Below are 19,040 nucleotides of genomic sequence, written 5' to 3'. Positions count from 1 at the left end.
CGTGGCGCAGTTTTTTATTGATCGACCGATTTTCGCCTGGGTCATCGCCATCGTGATCATGCTCGGCGGCAGCCTGTCCATCAGCCAGTTGCCGTTGGAGCAATACCCCGACATCGCGCCGCCCACGGTGAAGATTTCCGCGACCTACACCGGGGCCTCGGCCAAGACCGTGGAAGACTCGGTGACTCAGGTCATCGAACAGCAGATGAAAGGCCTGGATAACCTGACCTACATGTCGGCCAACAGCAGTTCGGCGGGCAGCGCCAGCATCAGCTTGACCTTTACCGCCGGCACCGACCCGGATGTGGCCCAGATGCAGGTGCAGAACAAGCTGCAACAAGCCGAGTCGAGACTGCCGCAATCGGTACAAAGCGAAGGCCTGACCGTGACCAAGGGCGGCTCGGACTTCCTGATGATCGTCGCCCTGGCATCGGATGACCCCAGCGTTACCGGGACTCAGATCGGCGACTACATTTCCACCACCTTGCTCGACTCCATCAGCCGCATAGACGGCGTCGGCGATGTGCAGACCCTGGGATCAGGCTATGCCATGCGTATCTGGCTGGACCCGGCCCTGTTGGAAAAATACGCGCTGATGCCTTCGGACGTCAGCAGTGCCCTGGAGGCGCAGAACACCGAAGTCTCCGCCGGGCAACTGGGTGCTTTGCCGGCGATCAAGGGGCAGCAGTTGAACGCCACGATCAGCGCCCGCAGCAAACTGCAGACCGTCGAAGAGTTTCGCAACGTGGTGGTCAAGTCCAGCAGCGACGGTGCCGTGGTGTTGCTGGGCGATATCGCGACCTTGGAGCTGGGCAGCGAAAGCTACGACATCAGCAGCGCCCTCAACGGCAAGCCCGCCGCGGCCATGGGCGTGCAACTGGCGGCAGGTGCGAATGCGCTGAGCGTCGGCAAGGCGGTCAAGGCCAAGCTCAAAGAGATGGAGCCGTTCTACCCGACTGAAATGCAGCTTAAAAACGTGATTGCCTACGACACCACGCCGTTTGTCAGCCTGTCCATCGAGGAAGTGGTCAAGGCCTTGGGCGAGGCCATCGTGCTGGTGGTGTTGATCATGTTCCTGTTCCTGCAAAACCTGCGCGCGACGCTGATCCCGGCGATTACCGTACCGGTGGTGCTGCTGGGCACGTTCGGCGTGTTGGCGATGTTTGGCTATTCGATCAACACCTTGACGATGTTTGCCATGGTCCTGGCGATCGGCTTGCTGGTGGACGATGCCATCGTGGTGGTGGAGAACGTTGAGCGGCTGATGGGCGAGGGGCTATCGCCCGTGGCGGCCACGCGTCAATCGATGCGTGAAATCAGCAGCGCACTGGTCGGCATCACGCTGGTGCTGAGCGCGGTGTTTATCCCCATGGCGTTTTTCGGCGGTTCCACCGGGATTATCTATCGGCAGTTCTCGGTGACCATTGTTTCGGCGATGGTCCTGTCGGTGCTGGTGGCGATGACCCTGACCCCGGCGCTCTGTGCTTCGTTGCTCAAAACGCGTGATGGCCGCGGGCATGGTGCTCAGCACGGGTTCTTCGGCTGGTTCAACCGCACCTTTGAACGTGCCAGCGCCGGTTACGAGCGCTGGGTGGGTGTGGTGCTGAGGCGTTGGGGGCGCAGCCTGTTGCTCTATGGCGCGGTGCTGGTGGTCATGGCGGTGGGGTACATGAGCCTGCCCACGTCGTTTCTGCCGGACGAAGATCAAGGGATCCTCATGGCACAGATCCAGTTGCCAGTCGGGGCGACGGACAGCCGCACGCAAGCTGTGATCAAGCAGTTCGAGGACTACATCCTGAAACAGCCCGAAGTCGAAGCGATGATCAGCATCAGCGGGCTGGGCATGGGGGGTAACAGCCAGAACACCGCGCGCGCGTTTATCCGCCTCAAGGACTGGGACGAACGCGGTGGGCCCGGCCAGGGGGCGGCGGCCATTGCCCAACGGGCGACCATGGCGCTCTCCAGCATCGGCGATGCCGACGCTTTCGTCATGCAACCACCGACGGTGCGCGGCCTGGGCCAGAGCTCGGGGTTCGACCTGCAACTCAAGGACCTCGCCGGCCTGGGCCATGATGCGCTGGTGGCGGCCCGCGAACAGTTTCTTGAGCTGGCCAGAAAAGACCCGCGTTTGTTGGGCGTTCGCAGCAACGGCCTGGACGATGCGCCGCAGCTCAAGGTCAGCATCGACGACCGCAAGGCCGGAGCGCTGAGCCTGAGTACCAGCGACATCAACACCACCTTGTCGACGGCGTTGGGCGGTACGTATGTGAATGACTTTCTCAACCAGGGCCGGGTGAAAAAAGTCTACGTGCAGGGCCAGGCATCCGCGCGTATGCAGGCCGCGGACCTTGATCATTGGTTCGTGCGCAACAGCAGCAATGAAATGGTGCCGTTCTCATCGTTTGCCAGCAGCACCTGGAGTTACGGCTCGCCCTTGCTGGAACGCTATAACGGGAACGCCTCCCTGGAAATCGTGGGCGACCCCGCGCCAGGCGTGAGCTCCGGCGACGCGATGGACGCGGTGGAAGCCATCGTCCGGCAATTGCCCCAGGGCATCGGCTACGAATGGACCGGGCAGTCCTATCAGTTGCGGCTATCCGGCTCCCAGGCCCCGCTGCTCTATGCACTCTCCGTATTGTTTGTGTTCCTGTGCCTGGCCGCGCTCTACGAGAGTTGGTCGGTGCCGTTTTCGGTGATTCTGGTGGTCCCCCTGGGGGTGATCGGTGCAGTGCTGGCGACCCGTGTCGCCGGGTTGAGCAACGACGTGTATTTCCAGGTGGGGCTGTTGACCACCGTGGGCCTGGCCGCGAAAAACGCGATCCTGATCGTGGAGTTCGCCAAGCACCTGCAAGAGCAGGGCAACAGCCTGATCGATGCGACGCTGATCGCGGTGCGCCAACGCTTGCGGCCGATTCTGATGACGTCCCTGGCCTTCATGTTCGGCGTGTTGCCGTTGGCCTTGAGTAGCGGCGCAGGCTCCGCCGGGCGTCAGGCCATCGGTACGGGCGTGCTGGGCGGTATGTTCAGCGCCACGGTGCTGGGGATCTTCTTTGTACCGCTGTTTTTTGTGCTGATCCGCCGCCGTTTCGGCAGCGAGCGCAGTACTCGTCAATCTGCCCCGACAGGTGATGCATGATCAAGTCACATTGGCCTTTGCTGGCCGCCATGGTCCTGGGTGGCTGCGTCAACCTGGCACCCCAGTATGAGCGGCCGGAAGCGCCTGTTTCCGCGCAATGGCTGCCGACGGCCAGCCTGCCGAAAGGGCAGGTGGGGGCCGATGTCAAATGGCAGCAGTTCTTTACCGACAGCCGCCTGGCACAGTTGCAGGCGTTGGCGCTGGCCAATAACCGCGACTTGCGCCTGGCCAGCCTGAATGTCGAAAAGGCCCAGGCGCAGTACCGCATCAAGCGCGCGGACCTGTTTCCCACCATCGATGCCAGCGTCAGCGGCACCCACAGCCGCACGCCAGGGTCGTTGTCCAGCACCGGCACGGCGGCCACCACTCACGATTACAGTGCGCAATTGGGCTTGAGCAGTTATGAACTGGACGTGTTTGGCCGGCTACGCAACCTGCGGGATGAGGCGCTGGAAGACTACCTGGCGCTGACGGAAACCCGACGCAGTACGCAGATCAGCCTGGTGGCCGAAGTGGCCACCGCCTGGCTGACCCTGGCCGCCGACAACGAACGGCTGCTGCTGGCCCAGGAAACCCTGACCAGCCAGTTGGCCACCTACGACCTGACCCAAAACAGCTATGCCCTGGGCGGCTCCTCCGCGCTGTCCGTGGCGCAAGCCCAGACCACGGTCGAGTCGGCGCGCGGCGATGTGGCGTCCTACGAGAGCCAGATTCTGCAGGACCGCAATGCCTTGCGCCTGTTGGTCGGCAGTGACCTTCCCGAGGCACTCTTGCCGGGCACGCACTTGGAGTCGGCGGCGGTGCTGGTGGACATACCGGCGGGCCTGCCGTCGAGCCTCTTGCAACAACGCCCGGATGTGCTGTCGGCGGAACACACGCTCAAGTCGGCGAACATCGACATCGGCGCGGCCCGTGCGGCGTTTTACCCCAGCATCAGCCTGACCGCCAACGCCGGCTCGTCCAGCTCGGCATTGGCCGGCCTGTTCAAATCCGGCAGCGGTGCCTGGACCTTTGCCCCGAGCATCAGCGTGCCGATTTTCGACGCCGGGAGTAACCGCGCGACCCTGGATTCGGCCAAGGTCGAGCGCGACATCCAGATACAGACTTATCAGCAGACCCTGCAGACCGCGTTCCGCGAAGTGGCCGACGCGCTGGCCGTGCGCAGCACCCTGGATCGCCGGATCGCCGCGCAACAGGCGCTGACCGACGCCAGCCGCAAGAGCTTCGAACTCTCGGACGCCTTGTACCGGGGCGGGTCGCAAAGCTACCTGGAAGCCCTGGATGCACAACGCTCGCTCTACAGCGCCCAGCAGGACCTGATCACCCTGCGTCTGACCGAGCAGAGTAACCGCATCACGTTGTACAAAGTGTTGGGAGGCGGTTGGAATTAATGGCCCTGTCTCTTGCACACACAATCGCCGCGATGGAACGGCTGGCGCGCGTCAAATCGGCTGACTTCATTCAATGGGAAATCAACATGCGTGCATCTCGTTCCACTTTAAGCCGTTGCGCTCAGGTACTGACCTGCGCCAGTTTCATAACGCTTTCAGCCCTTTGCCAGGCGGATTCCGACAAGGACCCGTGGGAGCGTATCAACCGACCCATTTTCTCATTCAATGACACGCTGGATACCTACGCACTGAAACCCCTTGCCCAGGGTTATCAATTTGTCACCCCGCGCATTGCGCAAGACGGCGTGCATAATTTTTTCAACAATCTGGGGGAGGTCAAGAACCTGGCGAACAACTTACTTCAAGCCAAGTTCTATAGCGCCGGGGTTGATACGAGCCGCTTCTTACTCAACAGCACCATTGGCCTGGCAGGATTGGTCGATGTCGCGACGCCCATGGGGCTGCAGCGCAATGACGAAGATTTCGGTCAAACCCTCGGTTACTGGGGGGTAGGTAGTGGTCCTTATCTTGTGCTGCCACTCTTGGGGCCCAGCACACTTCGCGATGCGCCGGCCATCTTTCCCGATATCTACGCCAACCCGGTTCGTTACATCGGCGACGTTCCGACGCGTAATAGCCTGTACGGCCTGGGCATGATCGACGGACGCGCTCAATATATAAAATCTGAAAAGCTCATCACCGGGGATAAATACAACTTCATTCGAAGCGTTTATCTGCAACACCGGGAGTTCAAGATCAACGATGGCAACGTAAAGGACGACTTTTGATCAGCGCGGTTCGACCTCGGGATCAAGTTACCCGTTGACACTATCCGGATGCGCCGCCCATCGAAGCCCAGGCACTGATGGCCGGCGCGGCCGTGGAATACAGGCTGGAGTGCTCGCGGCCCTCAAACAATATCGTCGATCAGGATATGAGGCTGCCCGCGACTGCACTGTTCAATGCGGGCCTGGACCTTGTACACAGTGCGCAGCATCTGTTCTGTAATGACCTCACGGCTCGCGCCACTGCCTTGTGCGGTACCGTCGGCAATGACCAGCACCTGATCGGCAAAACGTAACGCCTGGTTCAGGTCATGGATGGCGATGAACACAATGACCCGACGCCGGCGGGCCAATGCCTGCATGAAGTCCAACACCTGGACCTGGCGGTGCATGTCGAGGGCGCTGGTGGGTTCGTCCATCAACAGGATCTCCGGCTCGCGCACCAAGGTCTGCGCGATGGACACGAGCTGTTGCTGCCCGCCGCTGAGTTCGCCGAGGTTGCGAAAGGACAGGCCGGTGATCCCCAGCGCCTGCAATATCTCGTCGACCAGCGTCAGCTCATCATCGTGGACGACCCAGCCGGGCGACAGTTGTTTACGTGCCAGAAGCACCGATTCGTACACCGTCAATCGAGCGCTGCCGTTCAAGCCCTGCGGCATGTAGCTGATGCCCCGCACGCCCTTTTTCGAGCCCTGCAGAATCACCCGGCCGGGGCCGTCGATCAAGCCTGCCATGCGCTTGAACAGGGTGGACTTGCCGGCGGCATTGGGGCCGACCACCGCGACCACTTGGCCACCCATAAATGCGCCGGTGGTGACACCGCTGATGATCGTGCGCTGACCGTAGCGGGCACCAAGGTTCTCCAGCTGGATCGTCACCATGAGTTTTTCTTCCCGCTGAGAATCAGAGATATGAAGAACGGCACGCCGATCAACGATGTGACCACGCCGATCGGAAAGATCGCGCCCGGAATCAGGGTCTTACTGACCACCGAACTGACGGACAGAATCAGTGCGCCGGTCAGCAGCGACGCCGGCAGGAAGAACCGCTGGTCTTCACCAATCAACATCCGCGCAATGTGCGGGCCGACCAGCCCGATAAAGCCGATGGTGCCGACGAAGGCCACGGGAAACGCGGCGAGCAGGCTGACCATGATCAACGTCTGAAAGCGCAGGCTGCGCACGTTGATACCAAAACTGGCGGCCTTGTCATCGCCCAGCCTCAGGGCTGTGAGGGCCCAGGCGCGCCTGGCGAAAATCGGCAGGGTGACCACGATCACCAGGCAGATCACACCGAGTTTGGGCCAGGTGGCTTTGGTCAGGCTGCCCATGGTCCAGAACACCACGGCCGCCACGGCTTGCTCGGTGGCAAAAAACTGCACCAGGGCCAACAACGCGTTGAACGTGAACACCAGGGCAATGCCCAGCAGCACGATGGTTTCAGCGGTGACGCCGCGGCGCATGCTCAGGAAGTGGATCAGCAAGGCAGAGAGCATGGCCATGACGAACGCGTTCACCGGCACCATGTACTGTGCCGCCAATGGGAACAGGGCCACGCCAAACGCCAGGCCCATGGCCGCGCCGAAGCTGGCGGCGGCAGAAATGCCCAGGGTGAAGGGGCTGGCCAGCGGGTTGTTGAGGATGGTCTGCATCTGCGCACCCGCCAGTGATAATGCCGCGCCCACGGCGACCGCCATCAGGGCGACAGGCAGGCGGATATCCCACATCACCACGCGCACCTGCGCCGAAGCGTCATCCGGTGAAAACAGTGCGCCGAGTACTTCGCGCAGGCTGTAACTCGCCGGGCCCAGGGCCAGGTCAAGCAGGACACTGCAGAGCAGCAGCGTCATCAGCCCGGCGAGGATCAGCCGCTTGCGCAGCACCAGGCGACGGTAGGTCTCGCGCTGCACCACCAGGGTGTCGCTCGATGCGCTCATGGCTTGATCTCGGGGGTGCGCAAGCTGACGAAATAGCCCGGCTCGTAAGGTACCGGCAGAAACCGCTCGTGCAGCTCGCGAAAGGAGGCCTCGGGGTCCAGGTCGGCAAACAGCGTGGGATGAAACCATTTGGCCAATTGCTGGATGGCCACGAACTGGTAAGGGCTGTTGTAGAACTGATGCCAGATCGCATGAAAGGCCTGGTTGTCCTGCGCCTTGATCCCTGCGTAGGCTGGCCGTTGGGTGTACCAGGCCAGTTTGTGCCGGGCTTGCGTCATGTCGGCGCCCGGGCCGACGCCGACCCAATGGCCGCCAGGGGCGAACGCCTCCCAGTTGGCGCTGGTGACTACCACGTGCGCCGGGTTGGCGACGATGACCTGTTCGGGATTCAACTGGCCGAAGGTGCTGGGGATAATGCCTCTGGCGATATTGTCGCCACCGGCCATGTCGACAAAAAGCCCGAAGTTTTCGTTGCCGAAGCTCAGGCAGCAATCGTCCGTGTAACCGCCGATGCGTTCGATAAACACCGCGGGGCGCACAGGCTGCTGCGCCGCGATCACGTCGGTCACCCGGCGGATCTGCCGGTTGCGAAAATCAATGAAAGCCTCGGCACGCGCTTCTTTGCCCAACAGTCGGCCGAACAGGCGCATGGTCAGCTCGGTGTTCTGCATCGGTTGATTGCGAAAGTCGACGTACACCACCGGTATGCCCAGGGCATCGAGCTTCTCGATATAGCGCGCATCCTCGGTGGCATGCTGCGCCTCGATGTTGAGGATGATCACGTCGGGGTGTTGGGCGATCGCTTGTTCGATGTCGAAGGTCCCGTCTTCAAAGCCGCCAAAGGTGGGAATCCTGGCAATGGCGGGAAATTTGCGCAGGTAGGCTCCGTAGGTGTCCGGGTCCGACTGGATCAGATCCTTGCGCCAGCCGACGATGCGTTCGATAGGGTTTTGCGTATCCAGGGCGGCGACCAGGTACAACTGGCGCCCCTCCCCGAGAATCATCCGCCTGACCGGCAGATGGACCTTGACCTCGCGGCCGAGCAGGTCGGTGACGGTACTGCGCGCGGCATCCGCCTCGGCGGCGGGGGCGGGCAGTGAAGCCCCGAGCAAGCCAGCCACTAACAGCGCCGCGAAGGCGTGGCTGCGTCGAACGATGGTAACCATGGTTAAAGCCTTTGCAGGTGTCAGAAGTCGACCGTGGCCGAGAGTAAAAGCGTGCGTGGCGAGCCCTGGGAAAACGCTCCATAAGAGGCGACACCCGACCAGTACTCGCGATCGAACAGGTTTTGCACCGTGGCGCGGAACGTTGTCGGCCGCTGTGCGATACGCGTGGTGTAACGTGCGCCGAGGTCGATGCGGGTCCAGGGATCCAGTTGTTGGCTGTTGGCCTGGTTGACGTACTGGCGGGCGGTATAGATCGCGCCACTGGTGAACGTCAGCCCCTCGACCCAGGGGATGTCCCATTCGGCCCAGAGGTTGGCTTGTACATCCGGCACGCCGACCGGAGTGTTGCCCCGGTTGGCGGCAATGCCGGTTTTGGTCAACTGTGCATCCAGCAGCGTCACTCCCCCGAGCAGGCGCGCGCCTGGGGCGACCTCGCCAAACAGGTTCAGCTCGATGCCCCGATTGCGCTGTTCGCCTTGCACCGAAAACGTCCCGCCCGACAACTCGCCGCTGGGCTTCTTGATCTGGAACAGCGCCAGGGTCGCCATGAACGTGCCGTAGTCGAGCTTGACCCCGATCTCCTGCTGCCGGGAAACGTAAGGGGCGAAGATCTGGCCTGCATTGGCGGCGTTGGCCGGGGCGACGTCGCCCTTGCTCAGGCCCTCAAGGTAGTTGTAGTAGAGCGACACATGGTCCCAGGGTTTGACCACCACCCCGAACAGCGGCGTGGTCTTGCCTCCGTCATACGCCGTGCTCACCGTACCGGAGGCGTTGTAGTTGCTCGACTCAATATGCTGTCTGCGCAGGCCGAAGGTGACCTGCAGGCGTTGCTCGAGCACCGACAGGGTGTCGGCGATGGCGATGCCGGATAATTGCGTCGCGGAGACCTTTGGCGTATCCGGCTCGGCAATCGAAGGCTTGGGCTGATCGATCGGGTGGTAGATGTTCGACAGGATGACCGCGCCGGATGTGATGCCACGGGACAACTCGTCGCGATAACGCGAGACTTGCAGGGCCGTGACGTGGCCGACCGGCCCGGTGTCGAAGCGTAGGCGCGTGCCCGCATCGACGGTGTAGCGCTGCACGTTGAACTTGTAATAGCCGGGTGTCGAGGCGGTGTCGCCGGCGGCGTTGAGGAGGGTTGGGGTCTGGTCGGACATGCGCGCGACAGCCGACCTGCCGCCACCGGCATGGGCGAAGACGGTCAAGGCGTCGGTGAGGTCGTATTCACCGCTGAGCAACGCGGATTTATCACGGGTTTCGGACCAGCCCCAGTCTTGGCTCACATTGGTCCGCCCATTGGCGGCGGAAGGTATCTCCACGCCCGTGTCGATCAGGAACGGTCGAGATGCCGCGTCGAACTTTTCTTGCTGGGAGATCAGGTCCAGGCTGCCTCGCAGGCGATCGGACCGGTAGTCCAGGGACACGGCGCCGAGCCCGACGGCGCGCGATTGGTCGTCGATCACGGTGTTGCCTTGCTGGACACTGGCGTTGACCCGCACCCCCCATCGGCGTTCCTCGCCAAAGCGCCGGCTGATGTCGATATGATTCCCCAGTTGCGCATCCTGGGCGTAACTGGCGGTGAACCGCGTCAAGTCTTCATCCAGGGAGCGCTTGGGCACCACATTGATCACCCCGCCGACGGCACTGTTGGGCGACATGCCGTAGAGCAGTGCGCTCGGGCCTTTGACGACCTCGATGCGTTCGGCGTATTCGGTGAACACCCGATAGTTGGAGGCCACGCCATAGACACCGTCGAAGGCCAGCTCACCGAGGTTGCCTTCGCCGACCGGAAACCCACGGATAAAAAAAGAATCGACAATCCCGCCGGTCTGCCCGGTGGCGCGGACCGACGAATCGCGCTCCAGCACGTCGCCCACGGTCGTTGCCTGTTGGTCCTTGATCAGCGATGAGGTGTAAGTGCTGACGCTGAAGGGGGCGTCCATTACATCGGTATTACCCAGCATGCCCAGGCGTCCTCCCGCGGCCACCTGGCCCCCCGGGTACACCGGGGGCAAGGTCTCGGCCGGCTGGTCGTGGCCACTGATCGTGGTCTGCGCCAGGGTGACCCTGCGGAGTGCCAAGGTGTAGCTGCCGTCGTTGCGCAGCAGCATGTCCAGGCCACTGCCGGCCAGCAAATGCGCGACTGCCGCCTGGGTCGAGTAATTTCCAGAAAGCCTTGGGCTGATCAACCCTTCAGTGATCGACGGCTCGAAGGACAAGGCAATGCCGGCTTCCACGGCAAAGCTCGACAAGGTTGCGCCGAGTGGTCCGGGGGCAAGGTTGTACGCGCGCACGGTCACTGAATCCAGCTGCACCGGCGCGTCCGCCCGGGCCAAAGGGCAGGCCGCACCGATCAGGGTCAGGCTGAGCAACGCGCTGCGAATGACCGGCATCAATGGGGGGCCCTGTGGCGAGAGGAAGTGGCTGTTCCTTCATTGCCAGTTGAGATCAAAAAAAGTATCAGCCAGGCAACGCTTTTTTTTTTGCGAGGTTTGCCTTCGCGGCGTCAGGCGGGCGACAGCGTGACCCAATACCCGTTCAAATGGCCGGTGGCGAGCACCGGGTAGGTTTGCACCAGCATGTTCAAGGTGCGTTGGGTATCGCTGATCGGGAAGGCACCCGAGACGCGCAGGTCGGCAATGGCCGGATCGCAGCGCACAAAACCACGACGATAACGCGCCAGCTCGGCAACGAAATCCGCCAGGCGCATCTTGTCCGCCATCAGCATGCCCTGGGCCCAGGCACCGACGTAGCGACCGGCGGCAGTCAGCGCTCCAAAGGTCTGTGAGGAAAAGTCGGTGCGCTGCCCGGCGTTGACGATCAGCGGCGCGGTTTGGCGGTTTTCGGCCAGTTCCACTTTCACTGCGCCTTCCAGTACGGCGAGCTGGGTACGCGGGCCCAGTTCACGCACGGTAAAGCGCGTGCCCAGGGCCTGCATGCGGCCCTGTCGGGTGATGACGAGGAAGGGGCGAGGGACGGAAGCGGTATCCGGTGCGGTCTGCACCAGTATTTCGCCTTCGCGCAGATGGATGAGCCGCTGTTGGCCATCAAACAGCACATCCATGGCGGTGTCGGTATTCAACGTGATGCGTGAGCCATCGGCCAGGGTCAATTCGCGTTGTTGGCCCACGGCCGTGCGGTAGTCGGACGACCATCGGCCTGACTCCACCAGCTTCCAACTGCCCCAACCCGCCGGTATCACCGCCAGCAGCAGGGCCAATTTACCCAGGGCCGCACGCCGCTCCGGATTGCTTGGCCGATCCAGCGCCGACATCGCCAGGGAAGACGGCAAGCCGCCCAGCTTGCTTTGCAGCAATTGCGCCCGCGACCACGCGCGATCGCGCTCGGGGCTGCTGACCTTCCAGCGCTCCCACTCGGCACGCTCGTTGTCGCTCAACCCGTTGTCGCTCAAACGCATCAGCCATTCGGCGGCCTCTTCAAGCACGTCGGGATTCAGCGGTGGCTCTCTGCGCAGCGCGCGCATCTATTCGACCATCATCATGCAGTGCAGGAACGCTTGCTTCATGTAGCGTTTGACGGTGATCAGCGAGACGTCCAGTTGCTTGGCGATGTCGTCGTATTTCAGCCCGTTGATCTGCGACAGCAGGAACGCCCGCTTCACCAGCGGCGGCAGGGCATCGAGCATGGCGTCGATTTCGTGCAGGGTTTCCAGCACCATGAAGTGCGATTCAGGCGACGGCACATCCTGTGCGGGCGCGTTGGCGAGTGCCTCCAGGTAGGCGCGCTCCAGCGCCTTGCGTTGGTACCAGTTGATCAGGATGCCCTTGGCCACGCAGCTCAAGTAGGCGCGAGGCTGCTCGATTACCGTGACCTGTGAAGCCAGGATGCGGGTGAAGGTGTCCTGCGCCAGATCCGCCGCATCCATGGCGTTGCCCAGTTTTCTTTTCAGCGTCGCGTACAGCCAGCTGTGATGCCCGCTGTACAGGGCCTCAATCGCGCGCAGGTGACTCGGGTGGTTCGCGGAGTGGGTTTGGCTCATGGCGCGGGCGTGCATCTAATTGAGAAGTATTCCCAATGCTAGTTGACAAGATGCTTGAAAAGCAAGGGGGGATCAGTGCCCCGCGATCGGTGCGATCCCCTGTGCTGGCGTGTCCTTCATCGCCAGGCACCCGGTTCAATCCCGACCCGCGACTTGGTGGGGTTGCTTGCCCGCGGGCCAATAACGCAGGGCGACGATCAGCACCAGCGCCAGCGCATACGCCAGGCAAACGAACAGATACGTGTAGGGCAGGCCATACGCTTGGCTGAGCAAGCCGCCGATGCAGATACCGGCAATCGAGGCAAACTGCGCGGTGCTTTGCGCGATACCCAGTACATAGCCCTGTCGGGCGCTGTCGGCGGTGGTCGAGATCAGGGCCATCAGCACTGGCGTCGTGGCACCCAGCAGTACTCCCCAGACGAAGTAGGCCAGGATAAACACCACGGGGTTGCGGGTAATGCCCGCCACGGCGGTCAGCGCGATGCAACCGATCACCACGTAAGTGATGCGCTGCAGCGTCTGGCGTAGAGAGCGCTGCTCGAAGTAGCGCGACCATGCCGTCGCCGAAAGAATGAAGCCCAGGGCCAATAGCCCGTAGCACAGGCCGACCACTGAGTGGCTGACATCGAATGTGGAACTGACGTAAAGCGAGAACGAAGTCTGGGGCAGCATTCGCGCCAACAGCAGAATCCCCATGATGCCCAACAGCGACAGCAGGGGCGAGCCACGCCAGCCGGCAGCGCTGGCCTGGGCGGGGGCGCAGGTGTTTACCGGCGCGGTTTTTTTCACGGGGGGGACGTCCGGCAGTGTCATGGCGGCGATCACCGTGCAGGCGGCGCATAACACCGAGGCCACGATATTGATCCAGAAAAACGTCGCGTAATCGAGAATCAGGCCGCCGAGCACGGCGCCCAGCAACGAGCCGACGTTGGTCGATATCTGCAGAATCGCGAACAGCCGGGCCCGGCGCGACGGGCTTTCGATACTCACGCCGTAGGCCTGCGCCGGGGCAATGTAGCCCGCGAAGGCACCCTGCAGGAAACGCAGGGCCAGGATCGCCCAGATGTCGCTGAAAAACGCCAGGCCGAGCTGGGTCAAGGACAACCCGGCGAGCGCGCGGATCATCATCAACTTGTGCCCGTATCGATCGCCGATACGGCCCCAGAACGCACTGGTCAGCATGATGCCCAGCATCGGTCCCACGTACACAGCGATGCTGGCGAAACTGAAAAGCGCCTCCGAAGAGGCCAGCTCGCGCAGGTGTACGGGCCAGAATGGCCCGCTCATTTCCATCGCGCCCATGGAGACCAGTTGGATCGCGAACAAAAGATAAACAAGGGTCCTGACACTTGAACCCTGAATGACACCTGCATGGGACATGGGACGGCCTCGGCGGATGAACCCGGTAAAAAAACAGGGAGGGATGATACTTTTTCGCAAGTCGGCTGGCATTAGGAGTGATTCCCATTTTCCTACGTTGAAAGGATCCTCTCGTCATGCCCGTTATCTGTCGTCCCTATGGTGAACGCGTGTTAACCCTCGCGATTCGGAGCGCCATGCTGAATGTCGTCTTGGTCGCATGCAGCGCCAATGCCTCGGCGGCTACGCCACAGCCCGCAGCGGGCGACGCGTCAACGCCTGACAGCGCGCAGAGCCTGATCCTCGACACCACCACCATCGACGCCCGCGAGGCTGGCCCCACGGCATTGCCGCCGGTACTGGCCGGCGGGCAGGTCGCCCGTGGCGCGCGCCTGGGGATGATGGGCAACAAGGATGTGATGGACGCCCCGTTCAGTGTGACCAGCTACACCGCCAAAACCCTGGCCGACCTGCAGACAGTGACGGCGGCCGACGCCCTGGAGCGCGATCCTTCGGTGCGGTCCACGGGGCAGACGGGCGGTATCGTCGATTCGTTTTTCATCCGTGGGTTTGCCATCGGCGAAGGCAACCTTGGCGAGTTGGCCTATGACGGCGTGTACGGTGTGGCACCGAACTACCGGACGTTCACCGATTACGCCGAACGCATCGAGGTGCTCAAGGGGCCCGGTGCGCTGATGTACGGTGTCTCGCCGAACAGCGGCGTTGGCGGCGTCATCAACATCGTGCCGAAGCGGGCGCTGGATGAAGACCTGACGCGCTTTACCGGCAGTTACGCATCGGACTCCCAAGTGGGCGGCCACTTGGACATCAGCCGGCGCTTTGGTGAAGAAAACCAGTTTGGCCTGCGCTTCAACGGCAGCCTCCAGGGTGGCGACACCGCCGTCGATAATCAGAAGCGCGAGGTGGATATCGGGGCCATTGCCTTGGATTATCGCGGCGAGCGGTTGCGCCTGAACCTTGACTACATCAGCCAGAAAGAAAGCTTTGACGGCGCCTCGCGCCCCTTCACCGTCGCAACGGGTGTCGACGTGCCATCTGCCGCCAATGGCCGCACCAGCCTGCCGCAAAAATGGGGGTGGTCGGACACCAAGGAACAGTCGGCACTGCTCGGCGGCGAGTATGACTTGAGCGATGCGCTGACCGTGTTCGCCCATGCCGGCGGGGGCAAGTCGGATGTGAAGCGCCTGTCCGACCAGGTGCCCAGGATCCTCAACGACGCCGGCGATACCAGCAATATCCCGGGTTATTACAAGTTCAACGTCGACCGTTCGACCGCCGATGTGGGCCTTCGCGGGCTGTTCGCCACCGGGCCGGTGACGCACATGACCACGCTGATGGCGACCCGTTACCGGGACGAACTGTCCCGAGGCATCACCAATGGTAAGGAGATCCGCTCCAACATCTATCACCCGGTGGATACGCCCAAGCAATACCTCGACGCCCCCAAAGTGCTGCGCATTTCGGAAACGGAACTGTCCGGCGTCGCACTGACGGACACCCTGGGCATGCTGGACGACCGCCTCCAACTGACCCTCGGCCTGCGCCGGCAAGCGATCGAGTCGCGTAACTACAATGCCGCCGGGGCTGTCAGCTCCCGCAACAAAGACACTGCCACGACGCCGTTGCTGGGCGTCGTGGTCAAGCCCTGGGATGACGTGTCTTTGTATTACAACTATGTCGAGGGCTTGAGCAAGGGCGATACCGCCCCAGGCACCGCGAACAACGGCGGCCAGACATTCGCCCCTTATGTGTCCAAACAGCACGAGCTCGGCGTGAAGTATGAACACCAAACGTTCATCACGACCGTGGCGTTGTTCCAGATCGAAAAACCCAGCGGCGAGCTGGGTGCCAACAATGTGTATTCCGTGCAATCGGAGCAACGCAACCGTGGCGTGGAAGTGAGCCTGTACGGGGAAGTCGCGCCGGGCACGCGCTTGATGGGGGGCGTGACGTTCCTCGACGGCGAGTTGACGAAGTCCGCCACCGCAGCCAACCGGGGCAACAAACCGGTCGGCGTACCCGACATCCAGGCCAACCTCTGGGCCGAATGGGATACCCCATGGCTGGAAGGCTTTACCTTGACCGGCGGCGCGATCTACACCGACAGCCAATACGTCAACCAGGCCAACACCCAGGAACTGGACGCCTGGACTCGCATCGATGCGGGCGCGCGTTATGCCACGAAGATAGAAGGGCGACCTACGACGTTCCGCGCCACCGTGCAGAACGTATTCGACCGTGAGTACTGGTCGGGCGTCGCCTCCTACGGCGCCTTTTCCCCGGGATCTCCGCGCACCTTGCAGTTGTCGGCCACGGTTGATTTCTGAGGTCGGTGTGGAGTGTGCTTTTCATGACGGCGAATGTGCCGCGCACCGCCGGCGACCGGCTCGATGCAGCGATAGCAGAACGAGTGTTATCGAGTAAAAAGTTTTATTGACTAAAGATAAATATCGGGTAATGATTTCTGCGCATCTGCTCTCATGCAGAGTCATCTCCAGGGTCATCTCCCGATGAGTCATAAAAACCCGTCTTTTCTTGCGACGCTTTACGTCGAGGCCACTGAATCGTCGTCGGCCACTTGCGCGGCCCCTTTGCTGATGCATGGCTTTCCCGCCGAGCCGGAACACCGAGTCACGTGGCACAACTGGATGCGTCCGCCCTTCAGCCAGTGGGGGTTCCGCAACCTGGCGCGCTTGCGCCCCACTATTGACGTACCGGCGGGCCCAGGGCCGGTCGGTATGCTCAAGCAGGCTCCCAATGCGCTGGACCAGCTGTGTTTCGACAGTGAGTGTGGGCTGAGCATCAGCGTTATCGACCACCTCGAGGCCAGCCAGACCGACGCCTTTTTGGTGATGCAGGGCGACACGGTATTGTTCGAGCGCTACTTCAACGGTCAGCAGGCGTGCGACCGGCACATCATGTTTTCGGTGACCAAGTCGCTGATCGGCACCCTTGGCGAACAGCTGGTTTCCAGTGGCGTGCTTGAACCCGGGTTACCCGTCGCGTACTACGTGCCCGAACTGGTGGGCAGCGCGTTTGGCGATGCGACGGTGCGCCAGTTGTTCGATATGGCGGTGGGCATCGACTACAGCGAGGTGTACGACGATCCCAACTCGGAGAGTTCGCAGTACGGTTACGCCTGCGGGTTTCAACCGGCACCGGCGCAATACGCCCAATTCGAGTCGTTGTACCAGTACCTGCCATCCCTCAAAAAGCGCGCCAGCCACGGTGGCTTTTTCCATTATGTGACCGCGACCACCGAAGCCTTGGCTTGGGTCATGGAGCGCGCCTCGGGCAAGGCCTGCAGTCAGTTGTTGGCAGAAATCTGGAGCCGGCTGGGCTGTGATCGCGACGGCTATTTCATGGCTGATCCCTGGGGACGTAACGTCGCCGGGGCGGGTTTCAGTGCGACGTTAAGAGACATGGCGCGCTTCGGTCGTCTGCTGGCCAACGATGGCTGTCACGAGGGGGTTGAGCTGCTGTCGCCCGAGACCGTGGCACGTATCGCCGCCGGTGGGGATCCGGCGATCTACGCGCAAAATGCCGAGTTCTCCGGCTGGACACCGGGTGCGTCCTATCGAAGCCAGTGGTACGTGTTCAACGATCACAGCCAGGCCCTGATGGCCGGTGGCATCCACGGCCAGTACCTGTTCATCGACAAGCCCTCCGGCGTCGTGATCGTCAAGCAATCGTCGCTGACCGATGCGGTCGGCCCGTTCGATGCCGATAGCGTGCGAATGCTGCGCGCTATCAGCGCTCACCTGAGTCACTGACACACCCCGAAAAATAAGAGTCTTGCGTTCTATTCACCTGGCTTTGCCATGTGTTGGCGGCGCTTTGCGTCGCCATTGACTGCCCTGTAACAACAATAATCACACAGGAGCTTCTTATGGTTTTCATCAAGCGTTTCTCTCGAGCGCTCATAGCGGTCGGCTTACCCTTGACCACCCACGTCGCGTTGGCGGGCTACACCTTTGAGGACGGCGATCTCAAGGGCGAAGTCAACCTCACCGCGGGGGGCGCGACGCTATCAACCCGCGGCGTCAACTTCGGCAGCGGCCGGGTCGATGCGCGCAACGGTAAAAATGGCGGCACCAAGATCGACTGGCAAGAGTTCTACGTAAAACCCGGGGTCAAACTCGAGTATGCGTTGCAACCCGATTTCAGCTTGCTGGCCGGCGGTTCCCTGGTCGCGGCAAGCACGTTCGGCGACGGCGACGCGGGCGGTTTTACCCGCAGTTCCGACGGCAAGGTTGCCGCTGAAGAACTGTACGGCGGGTTCCGCGCCGGTGAGTGGAAGTTCACGGCTGGCCGCCAGAACTACATGGTCGGTACGGGGTTCATCGTCATGGACGGCAACCTGGACCAGCTCAAGGACGGTGCCTACTGGCTGGGCCCTCGAACCGCCTTCAAGGATTCGGCGATCCTGGCCTGGGAACATGGCGCCTTGAAGTCTCAGGCATTCACCCTGCGCACCGACGATGACCTGGGTGATTTCCGCATGACCGGCGTCAACCTCGATTACAACCTCGACGACCAAGTGACCCTGGGCGCCATGGCCATGCGGGTCAACGCCCTGGGGCCCAAAGGCAGCACGCTGCCTCGTCGTCGCGACGGCATGCAGGTGTACAACCTGCGGGCGCTCAATGCCAAGGTGCCCGGCGTACCGGCGCTGACCCTGAATGCGGAGTACGCGTTGGAGCGCGGTAGCGGCGAGGGGGTCGATTACGATGCCAACGCCTGGTACGGCCAGGCCGACTATGCCTTCAGTACGTTGCCGTTGACGCCCGTCATCGGTTATCGCTACGCGAGCTTTTCCGGTGATGACAACCTCAGCGATAACCGCCAGAAAGCCTGGGACCCGTTGAGCAAGGGCTTCGTCGACTGGAGTACGTGGCTCGTCGGCGACGTGGTCGGCAACTACCTGCTGTTCAACAGCAACGAAAATGTCCAACAGTTCTCGCTCAAGACCCACCTCAACGAGACCCTGACCCTCGGCGCCATTCACTACCAGTTCTGGCTCGATGAGAAAAACTACATGGGCGCGGCGGTCCGCGATCGGCGCTTTGCCGATGAGAGCGTGATATTCCTCGACTGGACGCCCACGCCGTCGTTCTATACGTCGCTGTCCTATAACTGGGTCAAACCACTGGCCGCCGCCAAGCAGGTGTTCGGTGACGACCAGACCTTCAGTGCGTTGGAACTGTATTTCACCTATCGCTATTAAGTGCCGCGAGCCTTTG

13 protein-coding genes are annotated in these 19,040 nt (G+C 62.0%); 6 read left to right on the top strand and 7 right to left on the bottom strand.

Features of this window, described 5'->3' with window-relative positions:
- The first annotated feature begins 1 nt into the window (after nucleotide 1).
- The 3 genes from ACP7E3_RS24520 to ACP7E3_RS24510 all read left to right on the top strand — a co-directional run bounded on the left by ACP7E3_RS24520 (nucleotide 2) and on the right by ACP7E3_RS24510 (nucleotide 5,315).
- A complete protein-coding gene (locus ACP7E3_RS24520) occupies nucleotides 2–3,136 on the top strand; it encodes an efflux RND transporter permease subunit (protein WP_057005567.1) in 3,135 nt (1,044 codons plus the stop codon).
- Entirely contained in the window at nucleotides 3,133–4,527 is a 1,395-nt protein-coding gene (locus ACP7E3_RS24515; RefSeq protein ID WP_426124690.1) for an efflux transporter outer membrane subunit, read from the top strand. The genes ACP7E3_RS24520 and ACP7E3_RS24515 overlap by 4 nt, the downstream gene beginning before the upstream one ends.
- Nucleotides 4,528–4,613: 86 nt before the next feature.
- A complete protein-coding gene (locus ACP7E3_RS24510; RefSeq protein WP_046385321.1) occupies nucleotides 4,614–5,315 on the top strand; it encodes an MlaA family lipoprotein in 702 nt (233 codons plus the stop codon).
- Between the two features lie 122 nt (nucleotides 5,316–5,437).
- Here ACP7E3_RS24510 and ACP7E3_RS24505 read toward each other — a convergent pair whose 3' ends face one another.
- The 7 genes from ACP7E3_RS24505 to ACP7E3_RS24475 all read right to left on the bottom strand — a co-directional run bounded on the left by ACP7E3_RS24505 (nucleotide 5,438) and on the right by ACP7E3_RS24475 (nucleotide 13,797).
- Nucleotides 5,438–6,193, bottom strand: a complete 756-nt coding sequence (locus ACP7E3_RS24505; protein ID WP_017847952.1) for an ABC transporter ATP-binding protein — start codon at nucleotides 6,191–6,193, stop codon at nucleotides 5,438–5,440.
- Nucleotides 6,187–7,248, bottom strand: coding sequence for a FecCD family ABC transporter permease (locus ACP7E3_RS24500; RefSeq protein WP_057005569.1), 1,062 nt, complete (start codon nucleotides 7,246–7,248; stop codon nucleotides 6,187–6,189). Before ACP7E3_RS24500 ends, ACP7E3_RS24505 begins: the two co-directional genes overlap by 7 nt.
- Nucleotides 7,245–8,414 carry an ABC transporter substrate-binding protein gene (locus ACP7E3_RS24495; protein ID WP_426124687.1) on the bottom strand — a complete coding sequence of 390 codons (1,170 nt, stop codon included), beginning with the start codon at nucleotides 8,412–8,414 and terminating at the stop codon, nucleotides 7,245–7,247. The genes ACP7E3_RS24500 and ACP7E3_RS24495 overlap by 4 nt, the downstream gene beginning before the upstream one ends.
- A gap of 20 nt (nucleotides 8,415–8,434) precedes the next feature.
- Complete coding sequence (locus ACP7E3_RS24490; RefSeq protein WP_057005571.1) at nucleotides 8,435–10,810, bottom strand: TonB-dependent receptor; 2,376 nt, start codon at nucleotides 10,808–10,810, stop codon at nucleotides 8,435–8,437.
- A 113-nt stretch (nucleotides 10,811–10,923) separates the two neighbouring features.
- Complete coding sequence (locus ACP7E3_RS24485; RefSeq protein WP_426124685.1) at nucleotides 10,924–11,901, bottom strand: FecR domain-containing protein; 978 nt, start codon at nucleotides 11,899–11,901, stop codon at nucleotides 10,924–10,926.
- Nucleotides 11,902–12,417: a sigma-70 family RNA polymerase sigma factor gene (locus ACP7E3_RS24480; RefSeq protein WP_026140148.1), complete on the bottom strand. Its 516-nt coding sequence runs from the start codon at nucleotides 12,415–12,417 to the stop codon at nucleotides 11,902–11,904.
- Nucleotides 12,418–12,552: 135 nt separating this feature from the next.
- Nucleotides 12,553–13,797, bottom strand: a complete 1,245-nt coding sequence (locus tag ACP7E3_RS24475) for an MFS transporter (protein WP_128192008.1) — start codon at nucleotides 13,795–13,797, stop codon at nucleotides 12,553–12,555.
- Nucleotides 13,798–13,913: 116 nt separating this feature from the next.
- Here ACP7E3_RS24475 and ACP7E3_RS24470 point away from each other — a divergent pair, with 116 nt between their 5' ends.
- From ACP7E3_RS24470 to ACP7E3_RS24460, 3 genes are all read left to right on the top strand, one after another.
- Nucleotides 13,914–16,124: a TonB-dependent receptor gene (locus ACP7E3_RS24470; protein WP_426124682.1), complete on the top strand. Its 2,211-nt coding sequence runs from the start codon at nucleotides 13,914–13,916 to the stop codon at nucleotides 16,122–16,124.
- Between the two features lie 183 nt (nucleotides 16,125–16,307).
- Nucleotides 16,308–17,570 carry a serine hydrolase domain-containing protein gene (locus ACP7E3_RS24465; protein WP_177031796.1) on the top strand — a complete coding sequence of 421 codons (1,263 nt, stop codon included), beginning with the start codon at nucleotides 16,308–16,310 and terminating at the stop codon, nucleotides 17,568–17,570.
- 116 nt (nucleotides 17,571–17,686) lie between these two features.
- Nucleotides 17,687–19,024 carry a hypothetical protein gene (locus ACP7E3_RS24460; protein ID WP_046383971.1) on the top strand — a complete coding sequence of 446 codons (1,338 nt, stop codon included), beginning with the start codon at nucleotides 17,687–17,689 and terminating at the stop codon, nucleotides 19,022–19,024.
- The last annotated feature ends 16 nt before the right edge of the window (nucleotides 19,025–19,040 follow it).

Origin of the sequence: Pseudomonas sp. PSPC2-3 (assembly GCF_049898265.1) — a bacterium.
Lineage (GTDB): Bacteria > Pseudomonadota > Gammaproteobacteria > Pseudomonadales > Pseudomonadaceae > Aquipseudomonas > Aquipseudomonas veronii.
Note: the sequence above shows the minus strand (reverse complement) of the source record. Positions and strands in the feature narration are given on the sequence as shown.